This window comes from Nitrosomonas eutropha, assembly GCF_003201195.1.
Taxonomy (GTDB): Bacteria; Pseudomonadota; Gammaproteobacteria; order Burkholderiales; family Nitrosomonadaceae; genus Nitrosomonas; species Nitrosomonas eutropha.
This window is the reverse complement of record NZ_QICQ01000018.1, coordinates 15,350-39,021: the sequence shown is the minus strand read 5'-3', so window position 1 is coordinate 39,021 and position 23,672 is coordinate 15,350. Positions and strand designations below refer to the sequence as shown.

General features: G+C 47.2%; 25 protein-coding genes. 13 read left to right on the top strand and 12 right to left on the bottom strand.

Going from position 1 to position 23,672, the window contains the following annotated elements:
- Positions 1-2 precede the first annotated feature (2 nt).
- From C8R14_RS07855 to def, 4 genes are all read right to left on the bottom strand, one after another.
- The gene (locus C8R14_RS07855; RefSeq protein WP_011633509.1) at positions 3-608 is read right to left on the bottom strand and encodes a DUF4390 domain-containing protein; all 606 of its coding nucleotides are present in this window, start codon (positions 606-608) and stop codon (positions 3-5) included.
- Position 609: 1 nt separating this feature from the next.
- Positions 610-1,890, bottom strand: coding sequence for a 16S rRNA (cytosine(967)-C(5))-methyltransferase RsmB (gene rsmB, locus C8R14_RS07850; RefSeq protein WP_011633510.1), 1,281 nt, complete (start codon positions 1,888-1,890; stop codon positions 610-612).
- A gap of 12 nt (positions 1,891-1,902) precedes the next feature.
- Positions 1,903-2,853 carry a methionyl-tRNA formyltransferase gene (gene fmt, locus C8R14_RS07845; RefSeq protein ID WP_011633511.1) on the bottom strand — a complete coding sequence of 317 codons (951 nt, stop codon included), beginning with the start codon at positions 2,851-2,853 and terminating at the stop codon, positions 1,903-1,905.
- 62 nt (positions 2,854-2,915) lie between these two features.
- On the bottom strand, positions 2,916-3,422 hold the full coding sequence (gene def / locus C8R14_RS07840) for a peptide deformylase (protein WP_011633512.1): 507 nt from the start codon (positions 3,420-3,422) through the stop codon (positions 2,916-2,918).
- Positions 3,423-3,596: 174 nt separating this feature from the next.
- On the opposite strand from def, the gene C8R14_RS07835 reads away from it, so the two are divergent.
- The 4 genes from C8R14_RS07835 to C8R14_RS07820 all read left to right on the top strand — a co-directional run bounded on the left by C8R14_RS07835 (position 3,597) and on the right by C8R14_RS07820 (position 9,011).
- The gene (locus tag C8R14_RS07835; protein ID WP_011633513.1) at positions 3,597-4,625 is read left to right on the top strand and encodes a LysM peptidoglycan-binding domain-containing protein; all 1,029 of its coding nucleotides are present in this window, start codon (positions 3,597-3,599) and stop codon (positions 4,623-4,625) included.
- 98 nt (positions 4,626-4,723) lie between these two features.
- Positions 4,724-5,845: a DNA-processing protein DprA gene (dprA, locus tag C8R14_RS07830; RefSeq protein ID WP_011633514.1), complete on the top strand. Its 1,122-nt coding sequence runs from the start codon at positions 4,724-4,726 to the stop codon at positions 5,843-5,845.
- Positions 5,846-5,926: 81 nt separating this feature from the next.
- Positions 5,927-6,385, top strand: a complete 459-nt coding sequence (locus tag C8R14_RS07825) for a Smg family protein (protein ID WP_011633515.1) — start codon at positions 5,927-5,929, stop codon at positions 6,383-6,385.
- A 127-nt stretch (positions 6,386-6,512) separates the two neighbouring features.
- Positions 6,513-9,011 (top strand): DNA topoisomerase III, encoded by a 2,499-nt coding sequence (locus C8R14_RS07820; protein WP_110332593.1) that lies wholly within the window; start codon positions 6,513-6,515, stop codon positions 9,009-9,011.
- A 52-nt stretch (positions 9,012-9,063) separates the two neighbouring features.
- On the opposite strand, the gene C8R14_RS07815 is transcribed toward C8R14_RS07820, so the two are convergent.
- On the bottom strand, positions 9,064-9,315 hold the full coding sequence (locus C8R14_RS07815) for a hypothetical protein (RefSeq protein WP_011633517.1): 252 nt from the start codon (positions 9,313-9,315) through the stop codon (positions 9,064-9,066).
- A gap of 351 nt (positions 9,316-9,666) precedes the next feature.
- On the opposite strand from C8R14_RS07815, the gene aroA reads away from it, so the two are divergent.
- The 6 genes from aroA (at position 9,667) to pyrF (ending at position 15,080) form a co-directional block, all read left to right on the top strand.
- A complete protein-coding gene (aroA, locus tag C8R14_RS07810; protein WP_011633518.1) occupies positions 9,667-10,968 on the top strand; it encodes a 3-phosphoshikimate 1-carboxyvinyltransferase in 1,302 nt (433 codons plus the stop codon).
- 79 nt (positions 10,969-11,047) lie between these two features.
- Positions 11,048-11,722: a (d)CMP kinase gene (gene cmk / locus C8R14_RS07805; protein WP_011633519.1), complete on the top strand. Its 675-nt coding sequence runs from the start codon at positions 11,048-11,050 to the stop codon at positions 11,720-11,722.
- A gap of 100 nt (positions 11,723-11,822) precedes the next feature.
- Complete coding sequence (gene rpsA, locus C8R14_RS07800; protein WP_011633520.1) at positions 11,823-13,535, top strand: 30S ribosomal protein S1; 1,713 nt, start codon at positions 11,823-11,825, stop codon at positions 13,533-13,535.
- A gap of 9 nt (positions 13,536-13,544) precedes the next feature.
- A complete protein-coding gene (locus C8R14_RS07795) occupies positions 13,545-13,862 on the top strand; it encodes an integration host factor subunit beta (RefSeq protein WP_011633521.1) in 318 nt (105 codons plus the stop codon).
- 299 nt (positions 13,863-14,161) lie between these two features.
- Entirely contained in the window at positions 14,162-14,371 is a 210-nt protein-coding gene (locus tag C8R14_RS14385; RefSeq protein WP_074684678.1) for a LapA family protein, read from the top strand.
- A gap of 13 nt (positions 14,372-14,384) precedes the next feature.
- Positions 14,385-15,080, top strand: a complete 696-nt coding sequence (gene pyrF, locus C8R14_RS07785) for an orotidine-5'-phosphate decarboxylase (RefSeq protein WP_011633522.1) — start codon at positions 14,385-14,387, stop codon at positions 15,078-15,080.
- Here the strand turns inward: pyrF and C8R14_RS07780 are convergent.
- The 6 genes from C8R14_RS07780 to C8R14_RS07760 are packed head-to-tail and all read right to left on the bottom strand — an operon-like array spanning position 15,075 to position 19,892.
- Positions 15,075-16,115: a phytoene/squalene synthase family protein gene (locus C8R14_RS07780; RefSeq protein ID WP_011633523.1), complete on the bottom strand. Its 1,041-nt coding sequence runs from the start codon at positions 16,113-16,115 to the stop codon at positions 15,075-15,077. The two genes, pyrF and C8R14_RS07780, sit on opposite strands and share 6 nt — an antisense overlap.
- A gap of 21 nt (positions 16,116-16,136) precedes the next feature.
- On the bottom strand, positions 16,137-17,390 hold the full coding sequence (gene lysA, locus C8R14_RS07775) for a diaminopimelate decarboxylase (RefSeq protein ID WP_011633524.1): 1,254 nt from the start codon (positions 17,388-17,390) through the stop codon (positions 16,137-16,139).
- A complete protein-coding gene (lptM, locus tag C8R14_RS13745) occupies positions 17,387-17,506 on the bottom strand; it encodes an LPS translocon maturation chaperone LptM (RefSeq protein ID WP_219907249.1) in 120 nt (39 codons plus the stop codon). Before lptM ends, lysA begins: the two co-directional genes overlap by 4 nt.
- 28 nt (positions 17,507-17,534) lie before the next feature.
- On the bottom strand, positions 17,535-18,137 hold the full coding sequence (locus tag C8R14_RS07770) for an ABC-type transport auxiliary lipoprotein family protein (RefSeq protein ID WP_011633525.1): 603 nt from the start codon (positions 18,135-18,137) through the stop codon (positions 17,535-17,537).
- Complete coding sequence (locus C8R14_RS07765) at positions 18,134-19,039, bottom strand: MlaD family protein (protein ID WP_011633526.1); 906 nt, start codon at positions 19,037-19,039, stop codon at positions 18,134-18,136. Before C8R14_RS07765 ends, C8R14_RS07770 begins: the two co-directional genes overlap by 4 nt.
- 25 nt (positions 19,040-19,064) lie before the next feature.
- The gene (locus C8R14_RS07760) at positions 19,065-19,892 is read right to left on the bottom strand and encodes an inositol monophosphatase family protein (protein ID WP_011633527.1); all 828 of its coding nucleotides are present in this window, start codon (positions 19,890-19,892) and stop codon (positions 19,065-19,067) included.
- Positions 19,893-19,942: 50 nt separating this feature from the next.
- On the opposite strand from C8R14_RS07760, the gene C8R14_RS07755 reads away from it, so the two are divergent.
- Positions 19,943-20,689: an RNA methyltransferase gene (locus C8R14_RS07755; protein WP_011633528.1), complete on the top strand. Its 747-nt coding sequence runs from the start codon at positions 19,943-19,945 to the stop codon at positions 20,687-20,689.
- Positions 20,690-20,772: 83 nt separating this feature from the next.
- Here the strand turns inward: C8R14_RS07755 and C8R14_RS07750 are convergent, their stop codons facing one another.
- The gene (locus C8R14_RS07750; RefSeq protein WP_011633529.1) at positions 20,773-21,387 is read right to left on the bottom strand and encodes a glutathione S-transferase; all 615 of its coding nucleotides are present in this window, start codon (positions 21,385-21,387) and stop codon (positions 20,773-20,775) included.
- A 136-nt stretch (positions 21,388-21,523) separates the two neighbouring features.
- Between C8R14_RS07750 and purB the strand changes: the two genes are divergently transcribed.
- Both purB and grpE read left to right on the top strand, forming a co-directional pair.
- Positions 21,524-22,900: an adenylosuccinate lyase gene (gene purB, locus C8R14_RS07745; protein ID WP_011633530.1), complete on the top strand. Its 1,377-nt coding sequence runs from the start codon at positions 21,524-21,526 to the stop codon at positions 22,898-22,900.
- 137 nt (positions 22,901-23,037) lie between these two features.
- Positions 23,038-23,628 carry a nucleotide exchange factor GrpE gene (gene grpE, locus C8R14_RS07740; protein WP_011633531.1) on the top strand — a complete coding sequence of 197 codons (591 nt, stop codon included), beginning with the start codon at positions 23,038-23,040 and terminating at the stop codon, positions 23,626-23,628.
- The last annotated feature ends 44 nt before the right edge of the window (positions 23,629-23,672 follow it).

The window sequence follows — 23,672 nt, the reverse complement described above, 5'->3', positions numbered from 1 at the left end:
CTCTAACGATAATCAGATTCGTTGTCAGCTTCAGGGGTAGGCGGAAATGTAACCTGCCAGATTTTTTTTTCAGAAATGAGATTCCAGTCCTGAGTATCAAGCCATTCCAGTTGAAACGGTTTAGATAGCCGTGAGACATCCAGCCATACCTGCAGAACTGCGGTGTAAGTGGTGTCCGGGAGGAGTGGGGTGTGTTCCCTGATCAAAAGATCTGGCTGATGTCCCAAAGCCTGTAATGCTGCTTTTAGTGTTGGAAAATTTTGTGACTGGCCGCGTTGAACCAGGCGATATTGCCTGGTTAGTGCCTGATAGCTGAGCGTGGTTCTTTCTTTATAGCGAGCGACTTCTTCATTCAGCCAATACCAGCGTGGTTTCATAATCAAAAGCCGGGTGACGAAATAAAGATCGACCCCCTTTTTCAGGGCTTGCTTCATCGTTTTGCTCAAACCAATGTCAGCCTGGACATCGATATAAAAGCGTTTGCCTGATTCTTTAAGCTGGAAAGACTCTATTTCTATATGTCCTTTGGCGGCAAGTGTGGTTGATGAAAACAGCACGATTAACAATAAAACGATACTGAGCCAGGGACTCCTTATGTCAGCGTGCATGTCAGTTTTTTTGGAGCAAGGCATAAAAAAAGCCATCATGGTGCGGTCCCGGCAGCAGCTGGCCGTTGTTAATTTCTTCGTGGGAGCAGGGTAATCTGCTGGCATCCTGATGGATTGACAGGAATTTTTCAGTAATCAGGTTATTTTCTTCATTGAATACGGAGCAGGTGGCATACAGCAGTTTTCCTCCATGCCGCAGTAATGGCCACAGTTCATTCAATATGGTTGTCTGAATTTGTGCGAAGTTATCTGTGTCACCTGGTCTTCTGAGCCATTTGATATCCGGGTGGCGGTTGACCACGCCTGAAGCAGAACACGGGACATCAGCCAGGATTCGATCATACAATTGGCCATTCCACCATTGCGACGGATTCATTGCATCGCCACAAATCAACTGATAATCAGTTATTTGCAGGCGAGAGAAATTTTCTGTCAACCTGGTAAGCCGATCTTCATATTTATCCAGCACCGTCAATTTGATATTTTCAGTTAACTCAGCCAGATGGGTGCTTTTTCCGCCTGGTGCGGCACAGGCATCCAGCACACGCATCCCTGCTTTGACATCCAGCAGGGGGGCGGCAAATTGTGCGCCCGCGTCCTGTACAGTCACCAGTCCTTCGGAAAACCCGGGTAATTTCTCCACAGAGACCGGCCTGATAAGTTGCAGGGCGCTGCCCCCCAACCATTCGGAGCCAATCCCCTGAGCATCCAGCATTGCCTGATAATGATTAACCGAGGTGCGTAACGAATTAATGCGTAAAATCATAGCAGGGTGCTCATTGCCTGCGAGCAGAATGGCTTTATAGTCCTGCGGATATTGCTGACGCAGTTTGTCAATCCACCATTGCGGATAGGAATAGCGGGCGACTTCATTGCTCTTGATTTGATCAAGCAATAAAGTGCGCTGCCGCATGAAATTACGTAACACAGCGTTGATCAATCCCGATGCGGCAGGATTGCGTGTGATTTTGCGGGAAGATGACACGGCGTGATCGACAATGGCATGTGCCGGGGCTTTGCTGTAACAAAGCTGGTAGAGTGCGATTGCCAACAGGTAATGAAGTGATTTGTCTTGTGCCGGTTTATTTAATAATTGATGAAGGATGGCGTCAAGCTGACCATAATGGCGGAGCGTGCCATAGGCAATGTCCTGAATGGCGCCGCGTTGTTGGGGCGTAAGCCGGGAATTGATCTGCCAGATGTTACGCAATACTTCGTTCAGATTGGCGCCTGCAAAAACCTCCCCGATTGCCTGTATAGCCAGTAATTGAATTTCAATCATTTTCAAGAAAAATCACAGGTGACCCTGTGTGGTTTTTTGGAAATGTTCTCCAGGTTGCAAAGGGTGCCCGGCAAGGAATTGCGCGGCAGTCAGTTTTTTTCCACCTGCTTTTTGCAGAATGTTGATGGATAAAGCATCTCGTCCGCATGCCACGATTATCCCGTTATGGTCAGCAGCAATAATCTCACCGGCCTGACGGGTGTCGCTGCGATTGATGATATTGGCCTGCCATAGTTTGATCATGCTGCCATGCAGGCTGGTAAATGCGCCGGGATACGGGTTAAATGTCCGGATCATCCGGTCAATATGGGTGGAATCACGTGTCCAATCGATCTCAGCCTCGGATTTTCTGATTTTTGCTGCATAACAGGCGCTTGCATTATCCTGTAACGTGGGAGTTAGTTTGTCCTGATCCAGCAATGTCAGGGTTTCCACAATACATTTACCACCCAGATCAGCCAGCTTGTCGTGCAAGGTGGCGGCAGTGTCATGTGGTTCTATGAGAAATGCGCGTTTTAGCAGAACTGCTCCGGTATCCAGCCCTTGATCCATTTGCATGATGGAAATACCGGTTTCTGCATCACCCTCCAAAAGAGCGCGTTGAATAGGGGCGGCGCCACGCCAGCGTGGCAGCAGGGAGGCGTGGATGTTGATGCAACCGTGACGCGGGATACGCAATACCGCTTCCGGTAATATTAGTCCGTAGGCTGCGACAATCATTACGTCAGGCTTGAGTGTTTCAAGTTGTGTTTGTATATCCGGTGACTTTAATGTTTCTGGTTGTAATAGTGGAATGTTGTATTGCTGCGCCAGTATCTTAACCGGACTTGCCTGTAGTTTCATGCCGCGTCCAGCCGGTCGATCCGGTTGGGTCAGGACCAGGAGGATATCGAATCCTGATTTTTGTACTGCCTCCAGGGCTTTCGCCGCAAAAACGGGAGTGCCTGCGAAGATGATTTTCATGCGTGACCGTGCTCGCTGGATCAATGTGAGTTACCGGAATATGAGCGCTGGTTGGTATCTGGTCAGGCAATTTGTTTACGCGCCTGTTTTTTTAGCTTGCTCAGAATACGGGATTGCTTGAAAGGTGATAGATATTCGACAAATACCTTCCCGATAAGATGATCCATTTCATGCTGAATACAAACCGCCAGCAATCCGGTTGCATCCATTTCAAATGATTTTCCATCAATATCAGTTGCCCGGACAGTAATCTGTTCGGCGCGAGAAACTTTGTCAAAAATACCGGGTACGGAAAGACAGCCTTCCTGTGTTTCCGATTTTCCTGTGCTGGCGATAATTTCCGGATTGATTAAAACCAGCAGTTCGTCACGAGTTTCGGAGGTATCAATTACGACGACTCGCTTATGAACATCCACTTGGGTGGCTGCCAGGCCAACACCGGCAGCGGCATACATGGTTTCGGCCATATTGCTGGCCAGGATGCGTATTTCCCGAGTGACTGATGGTACGACGGCTGCAATTTTATGCAATCGTTCATCGGGATATCGAAGTATGTTCAGAATTGCCATAACAAATTTGCATAGTTCAAATACTGGAGTTTTGGGGAAGGTTCTATCATTGTGCACTGGTCAATTTTTATGATCAATCCGGTGCTCTGTCCAGTCTGGTGATTTTGTGGTTCGTCCGGAACAAACAAAATAACTTTACTTTTCCGGGTACCTTGATGGAGATGAAGAACCCTTATGCGTACTTTGACAATTATATCTGCGATTTTGTTTATCAACCTGTTTTCCGGGTTGTCTTCTGCGGCTGGTGAAACCAGATTGCGAGAGAATGCACCTGAGCATTACCAGGTTGTTCCCGGTGATACGCTCTGGGGCATTGCTTCCCGGTTTCTCAGAGAGCCGTGGCGCTGGCCTGAAATCTGGCGGATGAACCGTGAGCAGATCAGGAATCCGCATCGGATTTATCCAGGAGATGTCATCATTGTGGAAAATACTTTGTATGGCAGCCGCCTGAGAATGGCAAGTGAAAAAGGTACCGTCCGGCTTTCTCCCGGGATTCGCGTTGAGAAGTCAGCGGTGCGGGCCATTCCTGGTATTCCTGCTGAGAAAATAGAACCTTTTCTAAGTCAACCACTGGTAATCGAAAAGGGTAGATTGGATGGAGCCCCTGTTATTTTAGGAGCAAGTGATGATCGGGTGATTCTGAGCACCGGTGACAAAATTTATATACGTGATCTGCCCGTTGATCAGGGTGTAATCTGGCAGGTATTTCGTGACGGGAAGGCATTAACTGATCCTGATCGCGATAATCGCATCCTGGGTTATGAAGCAGTTTATCTGGGGACTGTTGAAATTACTGATTTTGCAGCTATCAGTACCGCAATAATTTCCCGTTCGGTACAGGAAATTCTGAAAGGCGATCGTCTGCTTCCGCTTTCATCGGCAAAAATAGATAATTACTTGCCGCATGCCCCTGATTTTTCCGTGGTCGGTCGAATCATTTCAGTTTATGGTGGAGTGAATGAAATTGGCGAGAATATGATTGTTACGCTTAATCTGGGGAGCAACAGTGGAATTGAACCGGGGCATGTATTGGCTGTTTATCACGAGAACAATATTCGGTCGCATGAGGGAAAGCAGATTGGTTTGCCTGATGAGCGGGTGGGTTTAGCGATGGTTTTCCGTGTATTTGATACAGTTTCCTATGCGCTGATTATGCAGAGTACCCGGTCAATCAAGGTGGTGGATGTTGTAAAAACACCCTGACAAGGTGGTGCAAAGTTACTATACTCGCCCGCGTGTTAATTTTTGTAGTACAGCTTTTCAGTTGTTTAAAGTTGTTATCGGGATGAGTTCTTTTTTCTATGCAGATTGACCGGGATATTGAATCTTGGCTGCGCCTTGGCCTGACAGAGGGTGTAGGGAGTGGAAGCTTGCGCCGATTGCTGGTCGCTTTTGGCGATCCAGCTGAGGTGCTTGCTGCAAATCAGCGTGCGCTTGAAGGTGTCGTAAAAAAAACAGTTGCCACCAGTATTTTTCAGCGCAAAGTGGATGAGGATAAGTTTGCCAAAACGATTGAATGGCTGCAAGACCCGCTTAATTCACTGATTACGTTAGCAGATCCGGATTATCCAGGACTTCTGCTCAATATTCCTGATCCCCCTCCAATCCTGTATTTTAAAGGCCAGCGGAAATTTCTGGCGCGACCGGCCCTGGCAATAGTCGGCAGTCGCAATGCAACGCCACAGGGATTTGCAAATGCCGATGCTTTTGCCGAGGCTGCCAGTAACGCAGGATTCTGTGTGATCAGTGGTCTGGCGCAAGGTATTGATACAGCGGCCCATCAGGGTGGGCTGCGCGGTGCATCTTCCAGCATGGCTATTGTTGGCACCGGACTTGATCTGGTCTATCCCTCCAAGAATCGTGAACTTGCTCATAAGCTGGCAGATGAGGGTGCTCTGATTTCCGAGTTTCCCTTGGGGGTGCCCGCCATGAGCAAAAATTTTCCGCGCAGAAATCGTATCATCAGCGGTATGTGTCATGCATGTTTAGTTGTGGAAGCTACGTTGTATAGTGGGTCACTCATTACTGCCAGGCTGGCGCTGGAGCAAGGGCGTGATGTGATGGCCATACCCGGTTCTATCCATTCTCCTTTGTCAAAAGGCTGCCATGCGTTGATTAAACAGGGCGCGAAACTGGTTGAGAATATCCAGGATATTCTGGATGAATTGAATCATCAGCCGATACAACAAATTGAAGCTGCTCCGGTTAATCATAATGAAACGGGTGGATTGGTAGATGCAAGTAGTGATTGTATTGATGATACCGGGCTACTAATATATTTTGACTATGATTCCATCGATATTGATACGCTTTGCATACGCAGTGGCTTGACGGTTGAGGCGGTATCCGCCATGCTACTGATCTTGGAATTGGAAGGTAAGATTGGTAGTCTTCCTGGAGGAAGATACCAACGTGTTCGTTGATTCATTGAGTGTTTGGTGGTAATTCGTTACCCTGTTTAAGGTGTCTTGTAGTAATTTTAATTTGAGGTTGCAGGGTGGGCTATGTTCGATATTCTTGTGTACTTGTTTGAAAATTACTTCGATACCGGAAACTATCCGGATTCTGCTACGTTGACCCGGAAATTAACCATGGCGGGCTTTGATGACGAAGAAATTACGCTGGCACTTGACTGGTTGTCCGAATTTTCTCATCACGATACGGAGGGTTATCTGGCTGGGCTGGCTGAAAGCAATTCAATGCGCCATTTTACAAAAGAAGAGATGGAGATTATTGATACGGAAGGACGCGGATTCATTTTCTTTCTTGAACAGGCTGGTGTCATTAATCCGCTGCAACGTGAATTGTTAATCGATCGGGTCATCCGCATGGATGGTGATACTTCCAGCGTGGAAAAGATAAAACTGGTGGTGCTGTTTGATCTTTGGATCCAGAATCAGCTGGCCGACAGCAATACCATCGAAAAATTATTTGTAGTCAGTGATTCCCACCAGCGGCACTAATGCCTTGCAGATACTCTTTCCATCCAACCCGTTCATGACCGGCAGCCAGGAGACCGGATGATTTGATCGGCTGACGTAGCCCGTGTGTCAGTTGTTCATTGTGTCTATAGCAGTTTATAAGTACCTTATGAGTAAAAAACTAATCATCGCCGAGAAACCTTCTGTTGCTAATGATATAGCGCGTGTCCTGGGCGGATTTACCAAGCAGGGTGACTATTTCGAGAGTGATGAATATGTCTTGTCCTCCGCAATCGGGCATTTGCTGGAATTAATTGTCCCGGAGGAATATGAGGTTAAGCGAGGGAAATGGAGTTTTGATCATTTACCCGTTATTCCTCCACGCTTTGATCTTGCTCCGATCGAGAAAACCATGGATCGCCTCAAGCTGTTGAGCAAGCTGATCAAGCGCAAAGATGTTGATGTGTTAATTAATGCATGCGATGCAGGACGTGAAGGTGAACTGATTTTTCGTTATATCGTGCGTCATACTGGCAGCAAAAAACCGATTAAACGTTTGTGGTTGCAATCTATGACACCCGTGGCCATACGGGAAGCTTTTACAAATCTGCTGGAAGATAGCGAAGTGCAGCCTTTGGCAGATGCGGCCGTTAGCCGTTCTGAAGCGGATTGGCTAGTAGGTATTAATGGCACGCGTGTCATGACTGCATTCAACTCGCAGGAAGGCGGATTTCATAAAACGACAGTCGGGCGTGTGCAAACGCCTACACTGGCCATACTGGTTGAACGAGAAGAGGCGATCAAGAAGTTTGTGGCCAGGGACTATTGGGAGATTCATGCTGTTTTTCAGGCAGAAAATGGTTCCTATAAAGCAAAATGGTTTGATGAAAGCTTTAGCAAGCGTAAGGATGAATCTGAATCCAGGGCGGATCGGATTTGGGATCATGCCAGAGCTGAAGCGATTCGGGATAAATGCGATGGGCGAACCGGGATTGTTTCCGAAGAAAGCAAACCGACCAGGGAGAACTGTCCTTTACTATACGATCTGACCAGTCTGCAACGGGAGGCCAATAGCCGTTTTGGTTTTTCTGCCAAAACGACGTTAGGACTTGCTCAGGCTTTGTATGAGAAACATAAGGTGCTAACTTATCCTCGTACTGATTCGCGTGCACTTCCTGAAGATTATTCGGAAACAGTCAAGGATACGCTGCAGGCGCTGAAAGAATCACATTATGATCAGTTTGCCAGTCAGATTTTAAAATCTGACTGGGTAAAACCGAACAAACGGATTTTCAATAATGCAAAGGTTTCAGACCACTTCGCAATTATCCCTACAGCGCTGGTTCCAAAAAAACTCAATGAGGCGGAAGAGAAGCTCTACGACCTGGTGACCAAACGGTTTCTGGCAATTTTCTACCCGGCAGCCGAGTTTTTGGTTACAACCCGCATTACTAGGGTGGAAGATGAGCCTTTTAAAACGGAAGGTAAGGTTTTGGTGCATGCTGGCTGGCAGACTGTTTATGGCAAGGTGGAATCTGTCCGGGGGCAGGAAGAAGAGTCAGTGCTGGTGGCAGTGACACCGGGCGAAACGGTTCTAGCCCAGGAAGTAACTGCAGTTGCCAATCAAACGCATCCCCCTGCCAGATATAACGAATCCACGTTGTTATCCGCGATGGAGGGTGCCGGAAAACTGGTGGAAGATGAAGAGTTGCGTGCAGCCATGAGTACTAAAGGGTTAGGTACACCCGCTACACGTGCTGCCATCATAGAAGGCCTGATTCATGAAAATTATGTTGAGCGTTCAGGGAGGGAGTTGCAACCGACAGCCAAAGCATTCTCGTTAGTGACTTTGTTGCGGGGAATCAAGGTTTCCGAGCTGATTTCACCCGAGTTGACCGGAGACTGGGAATTCAAGTTGCGTCAAATTGAGCAGGGCCAGCTTAAGCGTGATGTCTTCATGGAGAAGATTGCTACGATGACTCGTCATATCGTCGAGCAAGCTAAAAATCATCGAGGTAAGACTATCAGCGGAGATTTTGCAACCCTCCAGGTACCTTGTCCTAAATGCAGTGGCGTAATAAAGGAAACCTATAAAAAATTTCAATGTCAGCAATGTGATTTTGCATTGTGGAAGAATCTGGCAGGGCGGCAGTTCGAGGTGAATGAAATGGAAACGCTGATTTCCACCCGCGAGGTTGGTCCTTTGTCAGGCTTTCGCAGCAAGATGGGACGTGCATTCAACGCCCTTGTCAGGTTGACAGATGATCATGAAATGAAGTTTGATTTTGGCAACGAAGCCACCCAAACAGAAGAGGAAGTTGATTTTTCGGCACAGCAAGTGCTTGGAAAATGTCCTCAGTGTGGACATTCTGTATATGAACACAAATTATTTTATGTTTGTGAAAAGGCGGTAGGGCCAAGCCCTTCCTGCAGTTTCAGAACTGGAAAAATTATTCTGAATCGCGCTATCGATACGGAACAGGTGATCAAACTGCTTCAGACGGGCAGAACCGATTTGCTGACAGGATTTATTTCCAAGAAAGGGCGGCCTTTTTCTGCTTACCTAGTTGTAGGGCCGGAAGGCAAGATCGGATTTGAGTTTGAGCAGAAAAAAGTGAAGAGCAAGCGTGCTGACGCTGTTCCGGAAACCGGTAAAGCAGCTTCTTGATCTGACCGGTAGATACCTTTCGTTTTTTTGTGTTCCCGGAACAGACGTCAGATCAGCCATATATATAAATAATATAGCGAACGATGCCTGAAACAGCGGTGATAAGGATGGACAGGCTGCCTACCAGCGCAAGTCCTTCGACTACGAAGAAAGATAGCGCGTGTCCCAGGCTCCTGTATTCTATTTCTCCCGATTCATTGCGGTGCCGGTCTTTGCGAATTTTAACCCAATAGAGAACCATAAAGGCAATCGGAAGGGCCAGTATCGAATAAAGCAAGTTGGCTATCGGTGCAGTATCTTCCATCAGTTAACCTCGTTGAATATGAATAAAGTTATTATAAGAATAAGGGTTGTATTGTATTTGATCTGAGGTGGCTTTAGTAGAGTCGGTTGCGTTAATGTTTCGGTGACAGATGTAAATTGTTAATTTACAGATAGGTTCATTCAGTAAGGATTATCGGTACAAAAAATATCCGGGGCTTAAAGTGGGTATAAATTCGGCTGGATAATCTAAAAACAGAATTACCACTTTAATGTACATTTGCCTAATTTGAAGATGATTCACGAAGCTGGATCAATTATTGTTGAACAAATGAAAAGAAATCATTATGTTTTGATTGATTCCTGCCTTTTACTGGCAGAAGGTCGCTAGCTTATGGAATGGCTTGATCTTCCTCTGGTTCGTTGTGCAGCAGGTAAGGTACGTTTGCCGGGTTCGAAAAGTATTTCTAACCGTGTTCTTCTGTTGTCTGCACTTGCTGAAGGCACTACAACGATCAGTAATCTGCTCGAATCCGATGATACCGGGCGGATGTTGGATGCTCTGAAGATGCTTGGGGTAGCTGTTACCCGCACTGATGAAGATCAGTATCTGATAACGGGGTGCAGTGGGAGATTTTCCGTAAAGGAAGCTGATCTGTTTTTGGGTAATGCCGGAACAGCCTTTCGTCCGTTAACTGCGGTATTGTCATTGATGCATGGTCATTATCATCTTTCAGGTGTGCCACGCATGCATGAGCGGCCGATTGGCGATTTAGTGGATGCGTTACGTCAAGTTGGGGCTGTAATTACCTATCTTGAGCGAGAGCATTTTCCCCCATTGGAGATCCATCCGGCTGCAATCCACCCAGCTGATATTCTTATCAATGGAAATATTTCCAGTCAGTTTCTCAGTGGATTGCTGATGGCGTTGCCTCTGGCTGGTGAACCAGCAACCATCATTGTCAACGGTACACTTATCTCACAACCCTACGTAACACTCACCATTGCGCAAATGGCCTATTTTGGCGTGCAGGTTGAACGGGAATCCTGGCTGCGTTTTATCGTGCCAGGGAATCAGATTTATCACAGCCCGGGAAAGATCGTTGTTGAAGGGGATGCGTCGTCTGCTTCCTATTTTCTTGCTGCCGGAGCTATAGCAGGTGGCCCGGTGCGTGTTGATGGCGTAGGACGCGATAGCTGTCAGGGAGATATCCGCTTTGTTGAAGCGCTGGAAGCGATGGGGGCTTGCATCAAAATGGGGAGTGACTGGATAGAATCCAGTGCTCCAGGCTGCAGATCTGACGGCAAGGTTTTAAAGGCGATTGATTTTGATTGTAATCATATCCCTGATGCTGCTATGACACTGGCTACAACCGCATTGTTTGCGCAAGGGACGACTACGCTCAGGAACATAGCGAGTTGGCGGGTCAAGGAAACAGACCGGATCACTGCGATGTCAACAGAACTTCGCAAGCTGGGTGCTCAAGTGGAATCTGGTGATGATTTTCTGCGGATTACGCCGCCGGACGACCCTTTGGTGGCCAATACTGTGATTGATACCTACGATGATCACCGGATGGCGATGTGCTTTTCCCTGATATCTTTGGGTACACCGGTGCGCATCAATGACCCACATTGTGTAGCTAAAACTTTCCCGGATTATTTTGAAAAATTCACAGCCATTACACACCAATAATTTCCAGAAGTGTATTGAACCCAAATTTCACAAGCAACAATTTAAATACCGGAAGTATCTTGCTTGGATCGAGTGAACCATGAAAAATCAATATGTTCCGGTAATTACACTGGATGGTCCTTCCGCATCAGGGAAAGGTACAATCGCCCGTCTTGTATCACAGGCGCTCGGGTTTCATTATCTTGATAGCGGTGCACTTTATCGTCTGGTGGCGCTGGCTGCCATGAAGCGCGGTGTAGATGCCGGTGATGAGCAAGGAGTGGTTGGTATTGCCCGGAGTCTGGATGTGTCTTTTGCAGATTCATCAATCAGGCTGGACGGGATAGATGTAAGTGATGAGATCCGCGCAGAAGCATGCGGAGAGTATGCTTCTAAAATCGCACAATATTCTGCGCTCAGAGTGGAACTGCTGGAGCGTCAGCGGGATCTCCGTAAACTACCGGGTCTGGTGGCTGACGGACGCGACATGGGATCAGTCATTTTTCCTGATGCCACTTTGAAAATTTATCTTACTGCCAATGAAGAAGAGCGCGCGCGTCGGCGTCATAAGCAGTTGATGGAGAAGGGAATAAATGCTAGTATCGCGCATCTTGTCCTGGCTCTTCGCGAGCGTGATGAGCGTGACAGCAAGCGTGTTGCGTCGCCACTGCAACAGTGTGAAGATACACGTTTGCTGGATACAACTGGCCTCAATATAGATCAGGTTGTCGGCAAGGTATTGGGTATGTATGCTGACTCCGGTAGTATTGAGTGACTTTGGAATTTAAGTTTTTCAGTTGTTATTTTTATTAACCAACCAACCTGTCCCCTTTTGTTTTTTAGAGGGGAATTGTTTACGATCGGGTATTTTTTAAATGACTATTGCAACCAGTGTAGCGGATTCTACAGAAAGCTTTGCCGAACTTTTCAATGAGAGCCTTTCGCATAAGGAAATGCGTGTGGGTGAAGTAATTACTGCTGAAATTATTCGTGTTGATTACAACTTTGTTGTGGTTAATGCAGGGCTTAAATCCGAGAGCTATATCCCGATTGAAGAATTCAAGAATGACAGGGGCGAGGTTGAGGCTCATGAGGGCGACTTTGTCAGTGTTGCTATTGAAGCGCTTGAAAATGGTTACGGTGAAAGCCGATTGTCGAGAGATAAGGCAAAGCGCCTGAATGCTTGGTATGAGCTGGAAGATGCCATGGAAAAAGGCACAATTGTTACCGGCATGGTTAACGGAAAAGTAAAAGGCGGGTTAACAGCCACAATCAATGGTATTCGTGCTTTTCTGCCAGGTTCCCTGGTGGATATCCGTCCGGTTAAAGACATGACACCTTATGAAAACAAGGAAATGGAATTCAAGGTGATCAAGCTTGATCGCAAGCGTAATAACGTGGTTGTATCCAGGCGTGCGGTGCTGGAAGAGACTCAAGGAGCAGACCGGGATGAGTTGCTGGCCAGTTTGCAGGAGGGGGCGGTTGTCCAAGGGATTGTCAAGAACATTACGGACTACGGTGCATTTGTCGATCTGGGTGGTATTGATGGATTGTTGCACATTACCGATCTTGCCTGGCGCCGTGTCAAACATCCAACTGAAGTTATCAATGTTGGCGATGAAGTTTCTGCCAAAATCCTGAAATTTGATCAGGAAAAAAATCGTGTGTCCCTGGGACTGAAACAGCTCACGGAGGATCCGTGGATTGGCCTTTCCAGGCGTTATCCTCAAGGTACGCGCATGTTCGGCAAAGTTACCAATATGACTGATTATGGTGCCTTTGTTGAAATTGAACAGGGTATCGAAGGCTTGGTGCATGTCTCGGAAATGGACTGGACCAACAAGAATGTTTATCCGTCCAAAATTGTGCAGCTGGGTGACGAAGTCGAAGTCATGATTCTTGAGATTGATGAAGATCGTCGGCGTATTTCACTGGGCATGAAACAGTGTAAACCTAATCCTTGGGAAGAATTTTCACTGAGTCATGAAAAAGGCAACAAAGTTACTGGTCAAATTAAATCTATTACAGATTTCGGTTTATTCATCGGGTTGCCAGGGAATATTGATGGTTTGGTACATCTGTCCGATCTTTCCTGGATTCAGACAGGTGAAAAAGCAATCAGTGAATTTAGAAAAGGTGATGAGGTGGAAGCTGTAGTGTTGTCCATCGATGTAGAAAAAGAGCGTATTTCTTTGGGTATCAAACAGTTGGAAGGTGATCCCTTTAATATTTATGTCGCTTCGCATGATAAAGGCAGCCTTGTCAAGGGTACCGTGAAATCTGTGGATGCCAAGGGTGCCGTTATTGCACTGACGGATGATGTAGAGGGTTATTTGCGCGCTTCTGAATTTTCTCGTGACAAGATCGAAGATATTCGTACTCGTGTTAACGAAGGGGATGAGCTTGAGGCCGCGATTATTAATATTGATCGTAAGAGCCGAAGTATCAGTTTGTCAGTTAAAGCCAGGATCCAGGAGGAAGAAGATAAAGCGATCAGATCGCTGGCTCCATCTCCAGCCAGTGCGGGTACTACTAATCTGGGTGCATTACTTAAAGCCAAGATTGATAGTAAATCTTCAGAAGAATAAAAGCTGGCCATGACGAAATCCGAACTGATTTCCAAGCTGGCGGAACGCTTTCCTCAGCTGCTGGCAAAGGATGCAGAATTAGTCGTCAAGATTATTCTGGATGCAATGGCGAAAAGCCTTGCCAGAGGGGAACGTATCGAGATTCGTGGATTTGGCAGTTTCGATCTAAATTACAGGCCTTCACGTGTCGGGCGCAACCCTAAATCAGGTGAAAAGGTTCATGTGCCGGAGAAATATGTTCCTCACTTCAAGGCAGGTAAAAAAATGCGAGAACTGATTGATTCCAGCCATAAACAGCATAACCTGCTTGATCAGGCTACAGGCTAGAAATCCGTGTCTCTTGAAAATAACGTTGCACCAGAAGAAAGCGTGTCTCATTTCTTTCCGATTTTTGTTGCGTAAATCTACAATATGCTCGGAAATCAGTGAATTACTGATCACGCTTTCCTGCGTGATTACTTGGAATAGGCAGGTGTTCCGAGTATGTTGCAATCAGATAAATAAGTGAGAGAGCGGCTTTAGGTTGATTTTATGGGTATTTCCGGGAACACTAATCGGAGTTGCTACAGGGTCTTTATGACCTCGTGTCTTCCTTTGTTTTACTTTTCTGAGTTGAATCAGAAGAAATGCACATATTTATGACCCTTGTACGCCTGATTGTTTTTTTGTTTCTACTCAGTGTTGCTGTCAAGAATTCCGAGAGGGTGACAATACACTATTATCTTGGAATGGAATGGGAAGTCCCTGTAGTAGTCGTGCTTTTCCTCTGTTTCGCAGCAGGTGCCCTATTCGGGTATTTATCCTGTCTCATTAAAAAAATCCGTAGGAAACCCTGATATTACTGGCTGTATGAATGATTCGCGTATTATCGTCGCACTGGATTTTTCTGACCAAGGCACGGCGTTGAATTTTGCAGCCACGCTGGATAGCAGACTTTGTCGGATTAAGGTTGGGAAAGAACTTTTTACCCTGGCAGGTCCACAGCTGATCGAGAAATTGATGCGACTGGGCTTTGATGTTTTTCTTGATTTGAAATTTCACGATATTCCGAACACTGTTGCGGCGGCCTGTAGTGTTGCGTCTAGTTTGGGTGTATGGATGATCAATGTACATGCGCTGGGAGGAAGCAAAATGTTGCTTGCTGCCCGGCAGGCGTTGGATGGAAAGAGAACCAGACTCATCGCTGTAACCTTGCTTACCAGTATGAATCATGATGACTTAAGTGAGCTAGGCATATCTGGCTCGCCGGAAATTATCGTGCAGCGACTGGCTCTGCTTGCACAGCGCTGTGGTTTGGATGGTGTGGTTTGCTCGGCGCTGGAAGCAGCCAGTCTGAGAGAGAAGGCAGGTAAGGATTTCTGGCTGATAACTCCCGGTATTCGATCATCAAATGATAATAGGGATGATCAGGCAAGGATTGCGACGCCGACTATGGCAATACGGAACGGGGCTAGCTACCTTGTTATAGGCAGGCCGATTACCCGGTCACCAGATCCGCTTAAAGCGCTTCAGCGATTTAATGACGAGATTGTTTCGGCTTTATAATTCAGTAATTTGTACTTCCGGCAGCTTTCTGGAAGATATTGAAAAAACCTTTCTAAGTGCCCAATCCTGACTGGCCAGAAGGCTGGTGATTAAAACGGTTGCTTTGACGCTCCTGCGAGAAATTTTTACCTGTACCCCAGCAGTAAAATTACGCTTGTTATTAATTTTATTTAAAGTAAGTACAGCCATACCTATTGCCCACAGACAGAAGCGGCGTATCCCTGTTTCATGCGATGGGATCAGGCGGGTGTAGATCATCGCGTTGTGCAGATGTGATTTTGCAATACCAATCAGGGTACCCAGTCCATCATGAAAACCTTGCGCGCAACGGCCTGGTTGTAAATTATCGAGATCAAACCCTTCTTCCAGAAAAATATCTCTTGGTAACCAGCATGCCCCTCGTTTTCTGTCTTCCCAGATATCTTTCAGAATATTGGTCATCTGTAATCCCTGACCAAAAGATACAGCCAGTTTCATCAGGGTCGATTTATGTTGATTGATTTCTGGGGAGTAATCACAGAATAATTCAGTCAGCATTTCACCAACCACACCGGCAACGTGGTAGCAATAAAGATCCATCTCGGCCAGGTTTTCAAGGCCTGCCAAAGATTCTTTTTCCTGATATGCGGCCATTCCTTGCCCCATGATACGAATACAGCGTTCCAGCGCCTGGCGCTGCACAGAATTGAAGCTGTGTGTCATTCGTATGACGGCAGGGGTATTCTTGATGAGATCATGCTCTGCTGGAATAGTGTGTTCTGAAAGTAGAGGGTACAGGGCTTGTGCAAAAATTTCAGCTTCGATGCTACCGCTGACGACCTCGGTGAACATTCCAGCCAGTTCGCGTGTTTGCTCCAATGTGAGGGCGCTATCATCCTCAACTGTATCGACAATGCGACATAACAGATAGGCATTTCCTATCACTGCACGCAATGCTGGCGGCAATTGAGGAATAGTGAGCGCGAAAGTGCGTGATACGCCTTGTAGAATGAATTCCTGGTAGCGCGCATCGTCGAGTGTGGTGATATCCGACATAATTGGAGTTATGTGCGGGTTTCAGGTTGGTATCTTTTCCAGAGCATATAGATCTTCTATTGTTTCACGTGCACGAATGAGATGTACTGAGCTGCCGTCCACCATGACTTCAACTGCACGTGGGCGGGTATTGTAATTTGAGCTCATACTCATACCATACGCGCCTGCAGACATAACGGCCAATAAATCATTACTTTCCAGAGTCAGGTTACGGTCATGGCCGAGAAAATCGCCTGTCTCGCAAACAGGTCCGACGATCTGGTAAATTTTTGTCTCTCCTGTACGCTTGGCGATTGGTAATATTGAATGATAGGCCTGATACAGAGCTGGCCTCAACATGTCGTTCATTGCAGCATCAACAATTGCGAAATTGCGGTGTGGTGCGTGTTTGAGATAATGCACTCGGGTCAGCAGTAGTCCGGCGTTCCCTACCATTGAACGTCCGGGCTCGATAAGCAATTGCTGCGGATAATTTTCTGTAGCCGCGCATAATGCCTTGACATACTCCTCTATCGTGGGAGGGATTTCCAGATCATAACGAACTCCTAGTCCTCCACCAAGATCCAGGTGCTCAATGGAAATACCTGTTGCTTGTAATCGTGCCAGCAAATCCAGCATTTTATGGGCTGCTTCAATGAATGGCGCAATTTCAGTCAATTGCGAGCCAATATGACAATCTAGCCCTGAGACACGGATGTAGGGGAGCTGTTGCGCTATTGCGTATATCCGTTCAGCCTCTGCAGCCGGGATACCAAACTTGTTTTCCTTCATTCCTGTGGAAATGTAAGGGTGAGTGTTGGCATCCACATCCGGGTTGACGCGCAGACTGACTGGCGCGATCTTTCCCATTTGTCCGGCAATTTCATTCAATGCGATCAGTTCCATTTCTGATTCAACATTGAAACAGAAAATATTGGCCGCCAGTGCTATACGAATTTCCTCAAATGTTTTGCCTACTCCAGAGAAAACCGTTTTTTGCAGATCGCCTCCTGCTTTCAATACTCGCTGCAATTCCCCGCCAGAGACGATATCAAAGCCGCTGCCCAAGCGGGCAAGCAGGTTCAATACAGCAAGATTTGAATTGGCTTTTACTGCGTAGCAGATCAGATGGTTTCTCTGACCGAAGGCGCGATCAAAGCTTTGGTAAGCCGTGCGGATTGCCGCACTTGAGTAAACATAGCAAGGGGTGCCAAACTCAGCTGCAATTGCTGTCAGTGGAATTTCTTCTGCAAAAAGCTGGTGGTTTCGATAATTAAATGAGCTGAAATGGCTCATGACTTTTCCTGCTTATTGTTTTTAACGGGTTGATCCTGTGGGAGATAAAGTGAACTTTTATAGCCACAGGCAGACAGGAGCAACTGTAATAAAAGAATCAGACCAAGTATGCGCATCATTGATTAGCCAAAGATACTGTATTCATTATTGACGAATGTCGGATAACCACTGTACCAGCTCATTCAACAAGTTGTCACTTACCTGAATAAAGGCTGTAACTGCACCCGCTGCATCCGCTGTTTGAGTTTCTTGCCTTCCCAGAAAGTGCTGGTGTGCAATTGGCAAGCGTGAGGTTGGTTCATACAGAGAAGCACGTAGTTGAACAACAACCTGGCTATTACCCGGTGTATTAAAAATCTGGGTGAACTCACCCAGATCAATTTTTAACAGATAGTTTACAGGCGTATCGTCTTTATGGTGTCTATCAATGTTTCCAGTCGCAAAATACTGCCTGAAGCGCTCGGTCAACAGTTCTGCTGGTGGTGCATTCCAGCGACTGTCAGCATAGGTATAGATGCGGGCAGGATCATGGTAGGCAAGCCGGTAATGGATTGATTGAGTATCCAGCCAGACGGGTGCGGCGATATCTATAATCTGAATAGTCGCTTGAGAGGACAGGGAAGATCCGAGTGTGATAGCAGATGGCGGGCCAAGATCGTAAACTGAGACGGAGGATGGTGCTTTGGGTGTCAAGGTACACCCTGTCAACAAAATAGCCAGAAGGGCAATAGAAACTTTCGTCATCATTTTATCGGCTGTGGTGGCGTGAATCCTGGTTCGCCAGGGCCAGGCAAGGCGGGTGGTTTGCCAAATACCAGGCTTTGTGGATGTGCTTCCAGCAAATTTAGTAATTGATTCAGTTTGCGCGTACTTTGCGTGACAGCCTGGCCAGTTTCATTCAGGCTATCCAGGGTGTGAGCCATCTCCAGCGATCCTTGGGTCAGGTTGTCTATTAATCCTTGCTGCTGATTCAGTTTTTGTAGTACCTGGCTGGTATTTTCCATGACCTGACGAGTTTGCCTGAATGTCGACGTGAATTCGCCAGTCAACTGCGGCAAAGCTTGCAAACCATTCTGGAGCTCTTCTGTCAATTTGTCATAATGCTGAACTGTCTGTTCCAAGTGGCTTAAAATCTTGCCAATATGCGCCTGATTTTTTTTATTAAGCAGATTGTTTATCTGCTTAATTACTGTGTTTGAATTCTTGAGGATTTCTTCCAGAGAGTCGGAAAGGGTTTTGATAAGTGAAGATCTCAGGAAAATATGTGCCTCGTTTTCCAGATAACCGGCTCCTGCTTCAGAGACATCATCATTCAGTTCGACGTAAGTCAATCCGGTGATACCCTGGCTGGCCAGCTGTGCGTAGATATTTTTGGGAAGCGTAACGTGACTGCTGACAGCGATACGGACGATGATGTTGCGTATATTTTCCTTATCAAAGTAAATTTCTTCGACTTTCCCAATATTTACTCCACGGTAACGAACGGATGCTTCCGGATTCAATCCGGATACAGAGCCACCAGCAGAAATCAGAAAATAATGATTGTGATTAATATTGTCACGACTAAGCCATTTGACCGCCATGACCGCCGCTACTCCCAGGAGGAGTACGAACAGACCGGCAGCAAATGCGTGTGCTCGGTTCTCCATCAGGTTCTCCTGTGATTAACTCAAATTACTTGGGCAACTCGCGGTTCTCGGCAAGAAGCTGTTCGGTCAGATGGGGGGTGATAATTTGCAGAAGCTGGGAGAAGATTTTGGGATTGCCTGCAACGATCTGCCCACTTTGCATGTAATGTCCGTTCCCTTCCAAATCACCAACCATACCTCCTGCTTCGAGAATAAGCAGACATCCGGCTGCAATGTCCCACGGCGCCAACCCGGTTTCCCAGAAGCCATCGTAACGTCCGGCGGCAACGTAAGCGAGATCCAGTGCCGCAGAGCCCGGGCGGCGAATGCCGGCTGTTTTGGGAATCATGTCTCTGAACATGGCCAGATAGGCATCCATATGTGTGAAATCTCTAAACGGGAATCCAGTGCCGATCAGGCATTCGCCTAACTGCGCTCGTTTGCCAACACGAATACGATGATCATTGAGAAAGGCACCGCTGCCGCGCGTGGCAGTAAATAATTCATCGCTTACCGGATCGTAGATGACAGCTTGTGACAAAATTCCACGGTGTAACAACGCGATCGAGACGCAGTATTTTGGAAATCCGTGCAGGAAATTGGTGGTGCCGTCCAATGGATCAATTATCCACTGATATTCCGATTTGTTTGCATTCCCGCTGGCACCGCTTTCTTCTGCTAGAATCGAATGATCAGGGTATGCATCCAGCAATATTTTGATAATGGCATCTTCAGCAGCTTTGTCCACTTCGCTGACAAAATCGCTGTGAGCTTTGCGCGAAACAGTCAGCCGATCCAAATCCATTGAGGCACGATTGATGATGTTGCCGGCCCGGCGAGCTGCCTTAACTGCGATGGTAAGCGTGGGATGCATGGTAAAAAATTTACTTTAGAAACAAATGACTGGAAAACCGCTATTCTAATATGAATCCTGCCTCGCCGCTCGATAATGTCCGGATTGTGTTGAGCCATACCAGCCATCCGGGCAATATCGGTGCAACGGCCCGTGCCATGAAAACCATGGGGCTGAACAAGCTTTACCTGATCAACCCGAAATCCTTTCCGGATAGTGAGGCGGATGCCCGCGCCTCCAATGCACGCGACATACTTGAAACGGCGCACGTCTGCAGTAACCTGGAGGAGGCGCTGGGGGATACTTTTCTGGCTGCTGCCCTGACTGCTCGCCGGCGTGATTTGCCGCACCCGACCTGTAATGCCAGGCAGGCAGCCATTGAGCTGATCCGGCATGCACAGCATCATCCGGTAGCGTTGCTGTTTGGCCGGGAAAGTGCCGGATTGACCGCAGCGGAAATCAGTCATTGCCAGGTAACGGTGCAGATTCCGGCTAACCCTGATTGTTCTTCGCTTAACCTGGCAGCTGCGGTACAAGTTATGGCTTATGAGCTGCGCATGGTACTTGAAGAAGATGCTGCTGCGCATTATTTTGCATCCCGATTGCCGGATGCCGCCAGCCTGCATGAAATTGAAGGATTACACTATCACCTGGAACGGGTCATGATCCACAGTGGATTTATGGATCCTGACCAACCCAAACACCTCATGCGCCGGATACGTCGTTTGTTTGCACGTACCCGGCTGGAAAAGGAAGAGGTGAATCTTTTGCGTGGTCTGCTGACTGCGGTCGATCCGCATAATTCATCCAAAAGCTGATTTTCTCCGGGCGCTCAGCCTATTCTGGCTGATGTTCCTAAAGCCACGCTGTTTCCTGGCTCTGTTTTTGGTGATTCGGTTGATTAATTCGGAGCAACGGTTGTTTTAAATGATTGACGTTCTGCCAGTTTATTAGCCAACCGAACGAGATTGGGGTAAGTATCACGCCATTTGATCTCGGCGAAACGAGCATCCAGATAACCGAATGCACAGCCGAGTGCGATGTCAGCCAAGGTCATGGATGCTCCTTCGCACCATGCTTGATCACCCAGATCCGATGAAGCTGCCTGCAGCCCCTGGTCAATTTTCTTTTGCTGACGTTCTATCCATTCCTGGCTTTGCTGTGATTCAGGGCGTTTCCGTTCAAGATAAATTGCCACGCAGGCGTCGATGATCCCGTCAGCAAGCACTTCCCAGCGCTTGACGCGCAGTCGTTCAGGTCCGGAAGCCGGAATCAGCCGGGTGGAACTGGCGCTGTCCTGGTCATCCAGATATTCAACAATCACACGTGAATCAAACAGGATAAAGCCGTCATCCATAATCAGAGCCGGTACCTTACCCAGCGGATTAACCTGGGCAACCTTGGTGTCAGGGCTGAACGGAGGATCATTGGTAAATTCATAGTCGATGCTTTTTTCAACAAGCATGATGCGTACCTTGCGTACATACGGGCTGGTCAGTGATCCAATAAGCTGCATTTCATTGTCCTTTTTGTTTTTGGAATATTGATTATGTCATTTTATCCCAGCCGGAGAGATGATGGCGAGCTGTGATAAAATGCGCGCTCCCGCACCGTGAATGACCGAATTCAAACAATCATTTAAGTATTAATTGATGGATATCCCGACACTTCTCTCACTTTCTCCATTAGATGGCCGATACCAGCAGAAGGTGGCAGCCTTGCGTCCCTTCTTCAGCGAATATGCATTAATCCGCCACCGGATTCATGTGGAAATTGAGTGGTTTAAAGCAGTAGCGAATATCCCGGTCTTGACCGGTGTTTCATCGCTGTCAGCTAGCGTAATTGCACAGTTGAATCAGCTTTCGGAGAATTTTTCCATTGCCGATGCAGAAGCTGTCAAAGCTATCGAAGCGCGCACCAATCATGATGTAAAGGCGGTAGAGTACTGGCTGAAGGAAAAACTGGCTGGAGATCAGGAAATTGTGGCGCTCTCCGAGTTTATTCATTTTGCCTGCACTTCAGAAGATATCAACAACCTGTCACACGGTCTGATGCTCAAACATAGTCGGGATCAGGTCATGCTCCCCGCGCTTGATGACATCATTAAACAACTCACAACGCTTGCCAGGGAATTGGCTGATGTTCCCATGCTTGCCCGTACGCATGGACAGGCAGCCACGCCGACTACCATGGGTAAGGAAATGGCCAATTTTGTCTACCGGTTGCGTCAGGGGCGTGAGTGTCTTGCCGCTATCACCATTTCCGGTAAAATCAATGGAGCGGTGGGTAATTACAATGCCCACATGATTGCCCTTCCAGAATTCGACTGGGAAACGTTTGCTCGTTCCTTTGTCGAGAAGCTCGGCATCACCTTTAATCCCTATACGATCCAAATCGAACCGCATGACACCATGGCCGAGCTGTTCGATGCCTACGCTCGCATCAATACGATCCTGCTTGATCTGAACCGTGACATCTGGGGCTACGTTTCACTGGGTTACTTTCGGCAGAAAACCAAAGCAGATGAGGTTGGCTCTTCCACCATGCCGCATAAGGTCAACCCAATTGATTTTGAAAATTCGGAAGGCAATCTGGGTATCGCCAATGCCTTGCTCAGGCATTTGAGTGAAAAATTACCGATCTCACGCTGGCAGCGTGATCTTACCGACTCGACCGTGCTGCGCAATATGGGGGTGGCGCTTGGTCATACGTTACTGGCCTATGACTCATGTCTTAAGGGGCTTGGAAAGCTGCAAGCAGATCCAATGCGTTTATCGGAGGATTTGCAGCATGCCTGGGAAGTTCTGGCCGAACCGATTCAAACCGTGATGCGTCGTTATGGAATAGTCAACCCGTATGAACAGCTCAAGGCTTTAACGCGCGGGAAAACGGGAATCGACCGCAGCACACTTCAACAGTTTATCGAACAACTTGATATTCCCGTGGCTGAAAGAGAACGCCTACTGCAGCTTACTCCTGCAAGTTACATTGGTCTGGCAGCGCACCTGGCAAAAAATATTAGCAACTGATCCCAGGAAGCTGATCTTCCCCGCCGCCAATCTTTACCCATTGAAACCGAGTACAGCTCCAATGATTTTTTTGTGATTTGGGGTTGAAAAGGGAAATATTGACCCCAATATCACCGGCACCGTTATAGGAGGAATCTATGCAAGAGCCACATAACCAGGAACCTATCGAAGAACAGAAACTGTCGGAAATGGAGGATACTCTGGAAAAACAGCATTCCGGTGCATCAACGGAAAATACAGAAAGAGCCGAGGAGGGTGTTGTTATTCCAGATCTTGAGCAACAGCTGAAAGAAGCAGAGATAAGAGCAGCCGAGCATCATGATGCCTGGTTGCGTGCCAAGGCAGAAACCGAGAATATCCGCAAACGCGCGCAAACAGATATTGCCAATGCACATAAGTATGCTATTGATAATTTTGCCACCCAGTTGCTGGCCGTGATGGATAGTCTGGATGCTGCGCTGGCTGTGGAAAATTCCACCATTGAGAGTTTGAAAGATGGTGTGGAGCTTACGCGCAAGCAGCTTGCAGCAGTCTTTGAAAAATTCAACATTCATACCATCAATCCACAAGGAGAAAAGTTCGACCCACACCAGCATGAAGCCATGTGCACAGTGGAATCGGATATACCTCCCAACACAGTTACACAAGTCATGCAAAAGGGGTATGTATTACATGAGCGGGTAATCCGGCCTGCCATGGTTGCTGTTTCCAAGGCAAAGAGCACTTGAGATTTTCAGGAAGACCCTTATTTCATGTTGGTAGGATAAATTTC

What these genes read in the sequence shown, in the direction of transcription:
- C8R14_RS07855 (WP_011633509.1), bottom strand. Translation starts at nt 608, where the DNA reads ATGCACGCTGACATAAGGAGTCCCTGGCTCAGTATCGTTTTATTGTTA.
- rsmB (WP_011633510.1), bottom strand. Translation starts at nt 1,890, where the DNA reads ATGATTGAAATTCAATTACTGGCTATACAGGCAATCGGGGAGGTTTTT.
- fmt (WP_011633511.1), bottom strand. Translation starts at nt 2,853, where the DNA reads ATGAAAATCATCTTCGCAGGCACTCCCGTTTTTGCGGCGAAAGCCCTG.
- def (WP_011633512.1), bottom strand. Translation starts at nt 3,422, where the DNA reads ATGGCAATTCTGAACATACTTCGATATCCCGATGAACGATTGCATAAA.
- C8R14_RS07835 (WP_011633513.1), top strand. Translation starts at nt 3,597, where the DNA reads ATGCGTACTTTGACAATTATATCTGCGATTTTGTTTATCAACCTGTTT.
- dprA (WP_011633514.1), top strand. Translation starts at nt 4,724, where the DNA reads ATGCAGATTGACCGGGATATTGAATCTTGGCTGCGCCTTGGCCTGACA.
- C8R14_RS07825 (WP_011633515.1), top strand. Translation starts at nt 5,927, where the DNA reads ATGTTCGATATTCTTGTGTACTTGTTTGAAAATTACTTCGATACCGGA.
- C8R14_RS07820 (WP_110332593.1), top strand. Translation starts at nt 6,513, where the DNA reads ATGAGTAAAAAACTAATCATCGCCGAGAAACCTTCTGTTGCTAATGAT.
- C8R14_RS07815 (WP_011633517.1), bottom strand. Translation starts at nt 9,315, where the DNA reads ATGGAAGATACTGCACCGATAGCCAACTTGCTTTATTCGATACTGGCC.
- aroA (WP_011633518.1), top strand. Translation starts at nt 9,667, where the DNA reads ATGGAATGGCTTGATCTTCCTCTGGTTCGTTGTGCAGCAGGTAAGGTA.
- cmk (WP_011633519.1), top strand. Translation starts at nt 11,048, where the DNA reads ATGAAAAATCAATATGTTCCGGTAATTACACTGGATGGTCCTTCCGCA.
- rpsA (WP_011633520.1), top strand. Translation starts at nt 11,823, where the DNA reads ATGACTATTGCAACCAGTGTAGCGGATTCTACAGAAAGCTTTGCCGAA.
- C8R14_RS07795 (WP_011633521.1), top strand. Translation starts at nt 13,545, where the DNA reads ATGACGAAATCCGAACTGATTTCCAAGCTGGCGGAACGCTTTCCTCAG.
- C8R14_RS14385 (WP_074684678.1), top strand. Translation starts at nt 14,162, where the DNA reads ATGCACATATTTATGACCCTTGTACGCCTGATTGTTTTTTTGTTTCTA.
- pyrF (WP_011633522.1), top strand. Translation starts at nt 14,385, where the DNA reads ATGAATGATTCGCGTATTATCGTCGCACTGGATTTTTCTGACCAAGGC.
- C8R14_RS07780 (WP_011633523.1), bottom strand. Translation starts at nt 16,115, where the DNA reads ATGTCGGATATCACCACACTCGACGATGCGCGCTACCAGGAATTCATT.
- lysA (WP_011633524.1), bottom strand. Translation starts at nt 17,390, where the DNA reads ATGAGCCATTTCAGCTCATTTAATTATCGAAACCACCAGCTTTTTGCA.
- lptM (WP_219907249.1), bottom strand. Translation starts at nt 17,506, where the DNA reads ATGCGCATACTTGGTCTGATTCTTTTATTACAGTTGCTCCTGTCTGCC.
- C8R14_RS07770 (WP_011633525.1), bottom strand. Translation starts at nt 18,137, where the DNA reads ATGATGACGAAAGTTTCTATTGCCCTTCTGGCTATTTTGTTGACAGGG.
- C8R14_RS07765 (WP_011633526.1), bottom strand. Translation starts at nt 19,039, where the DNA reads ATGGAGAACCGAGCACACGCATTTGCTGCCGGTCTGTTCGTACTCCTC.
- C8R14_RS07760 (WP_011633527.1), bottom strand. Translation starts at nt 19,892, where the DNA reads ATGCATCCCACGCTTACCATCGCAGTTAAGGCAGCTCGCCGGGCCGGC.
- C8R14_RS07755 (WP_011633528.1), top strand. Translation starts at nt 19,943, where the DNA reads ATGAATCCTGCCTCGCCGCTCGATAATGTCCGGATTGTGTTGAGCCAT.
- C8R14_RS07750 (WP_011633529.1), bottom strand. Translation starts at nt 21,387, where the DNA reads ATGCAGCTTATTGGATCACTGACCAGCCCGTATGTACGCAAGGTACGC.
- purB (WP_011633530.1), top strand. Translation starts at nt 21,524, where the DNA reads ATGGATATCCCGACACTTCTCTCACTTTCTCCATTAGATGGCCGATAC.
- grpE (WP_011633531.1), top strand. Translation starts at nt 23,038, where the DNA reads ATGCAAGAGCCACATAACCAGGAACCTATCGAAGAACAGAAACTGTCG.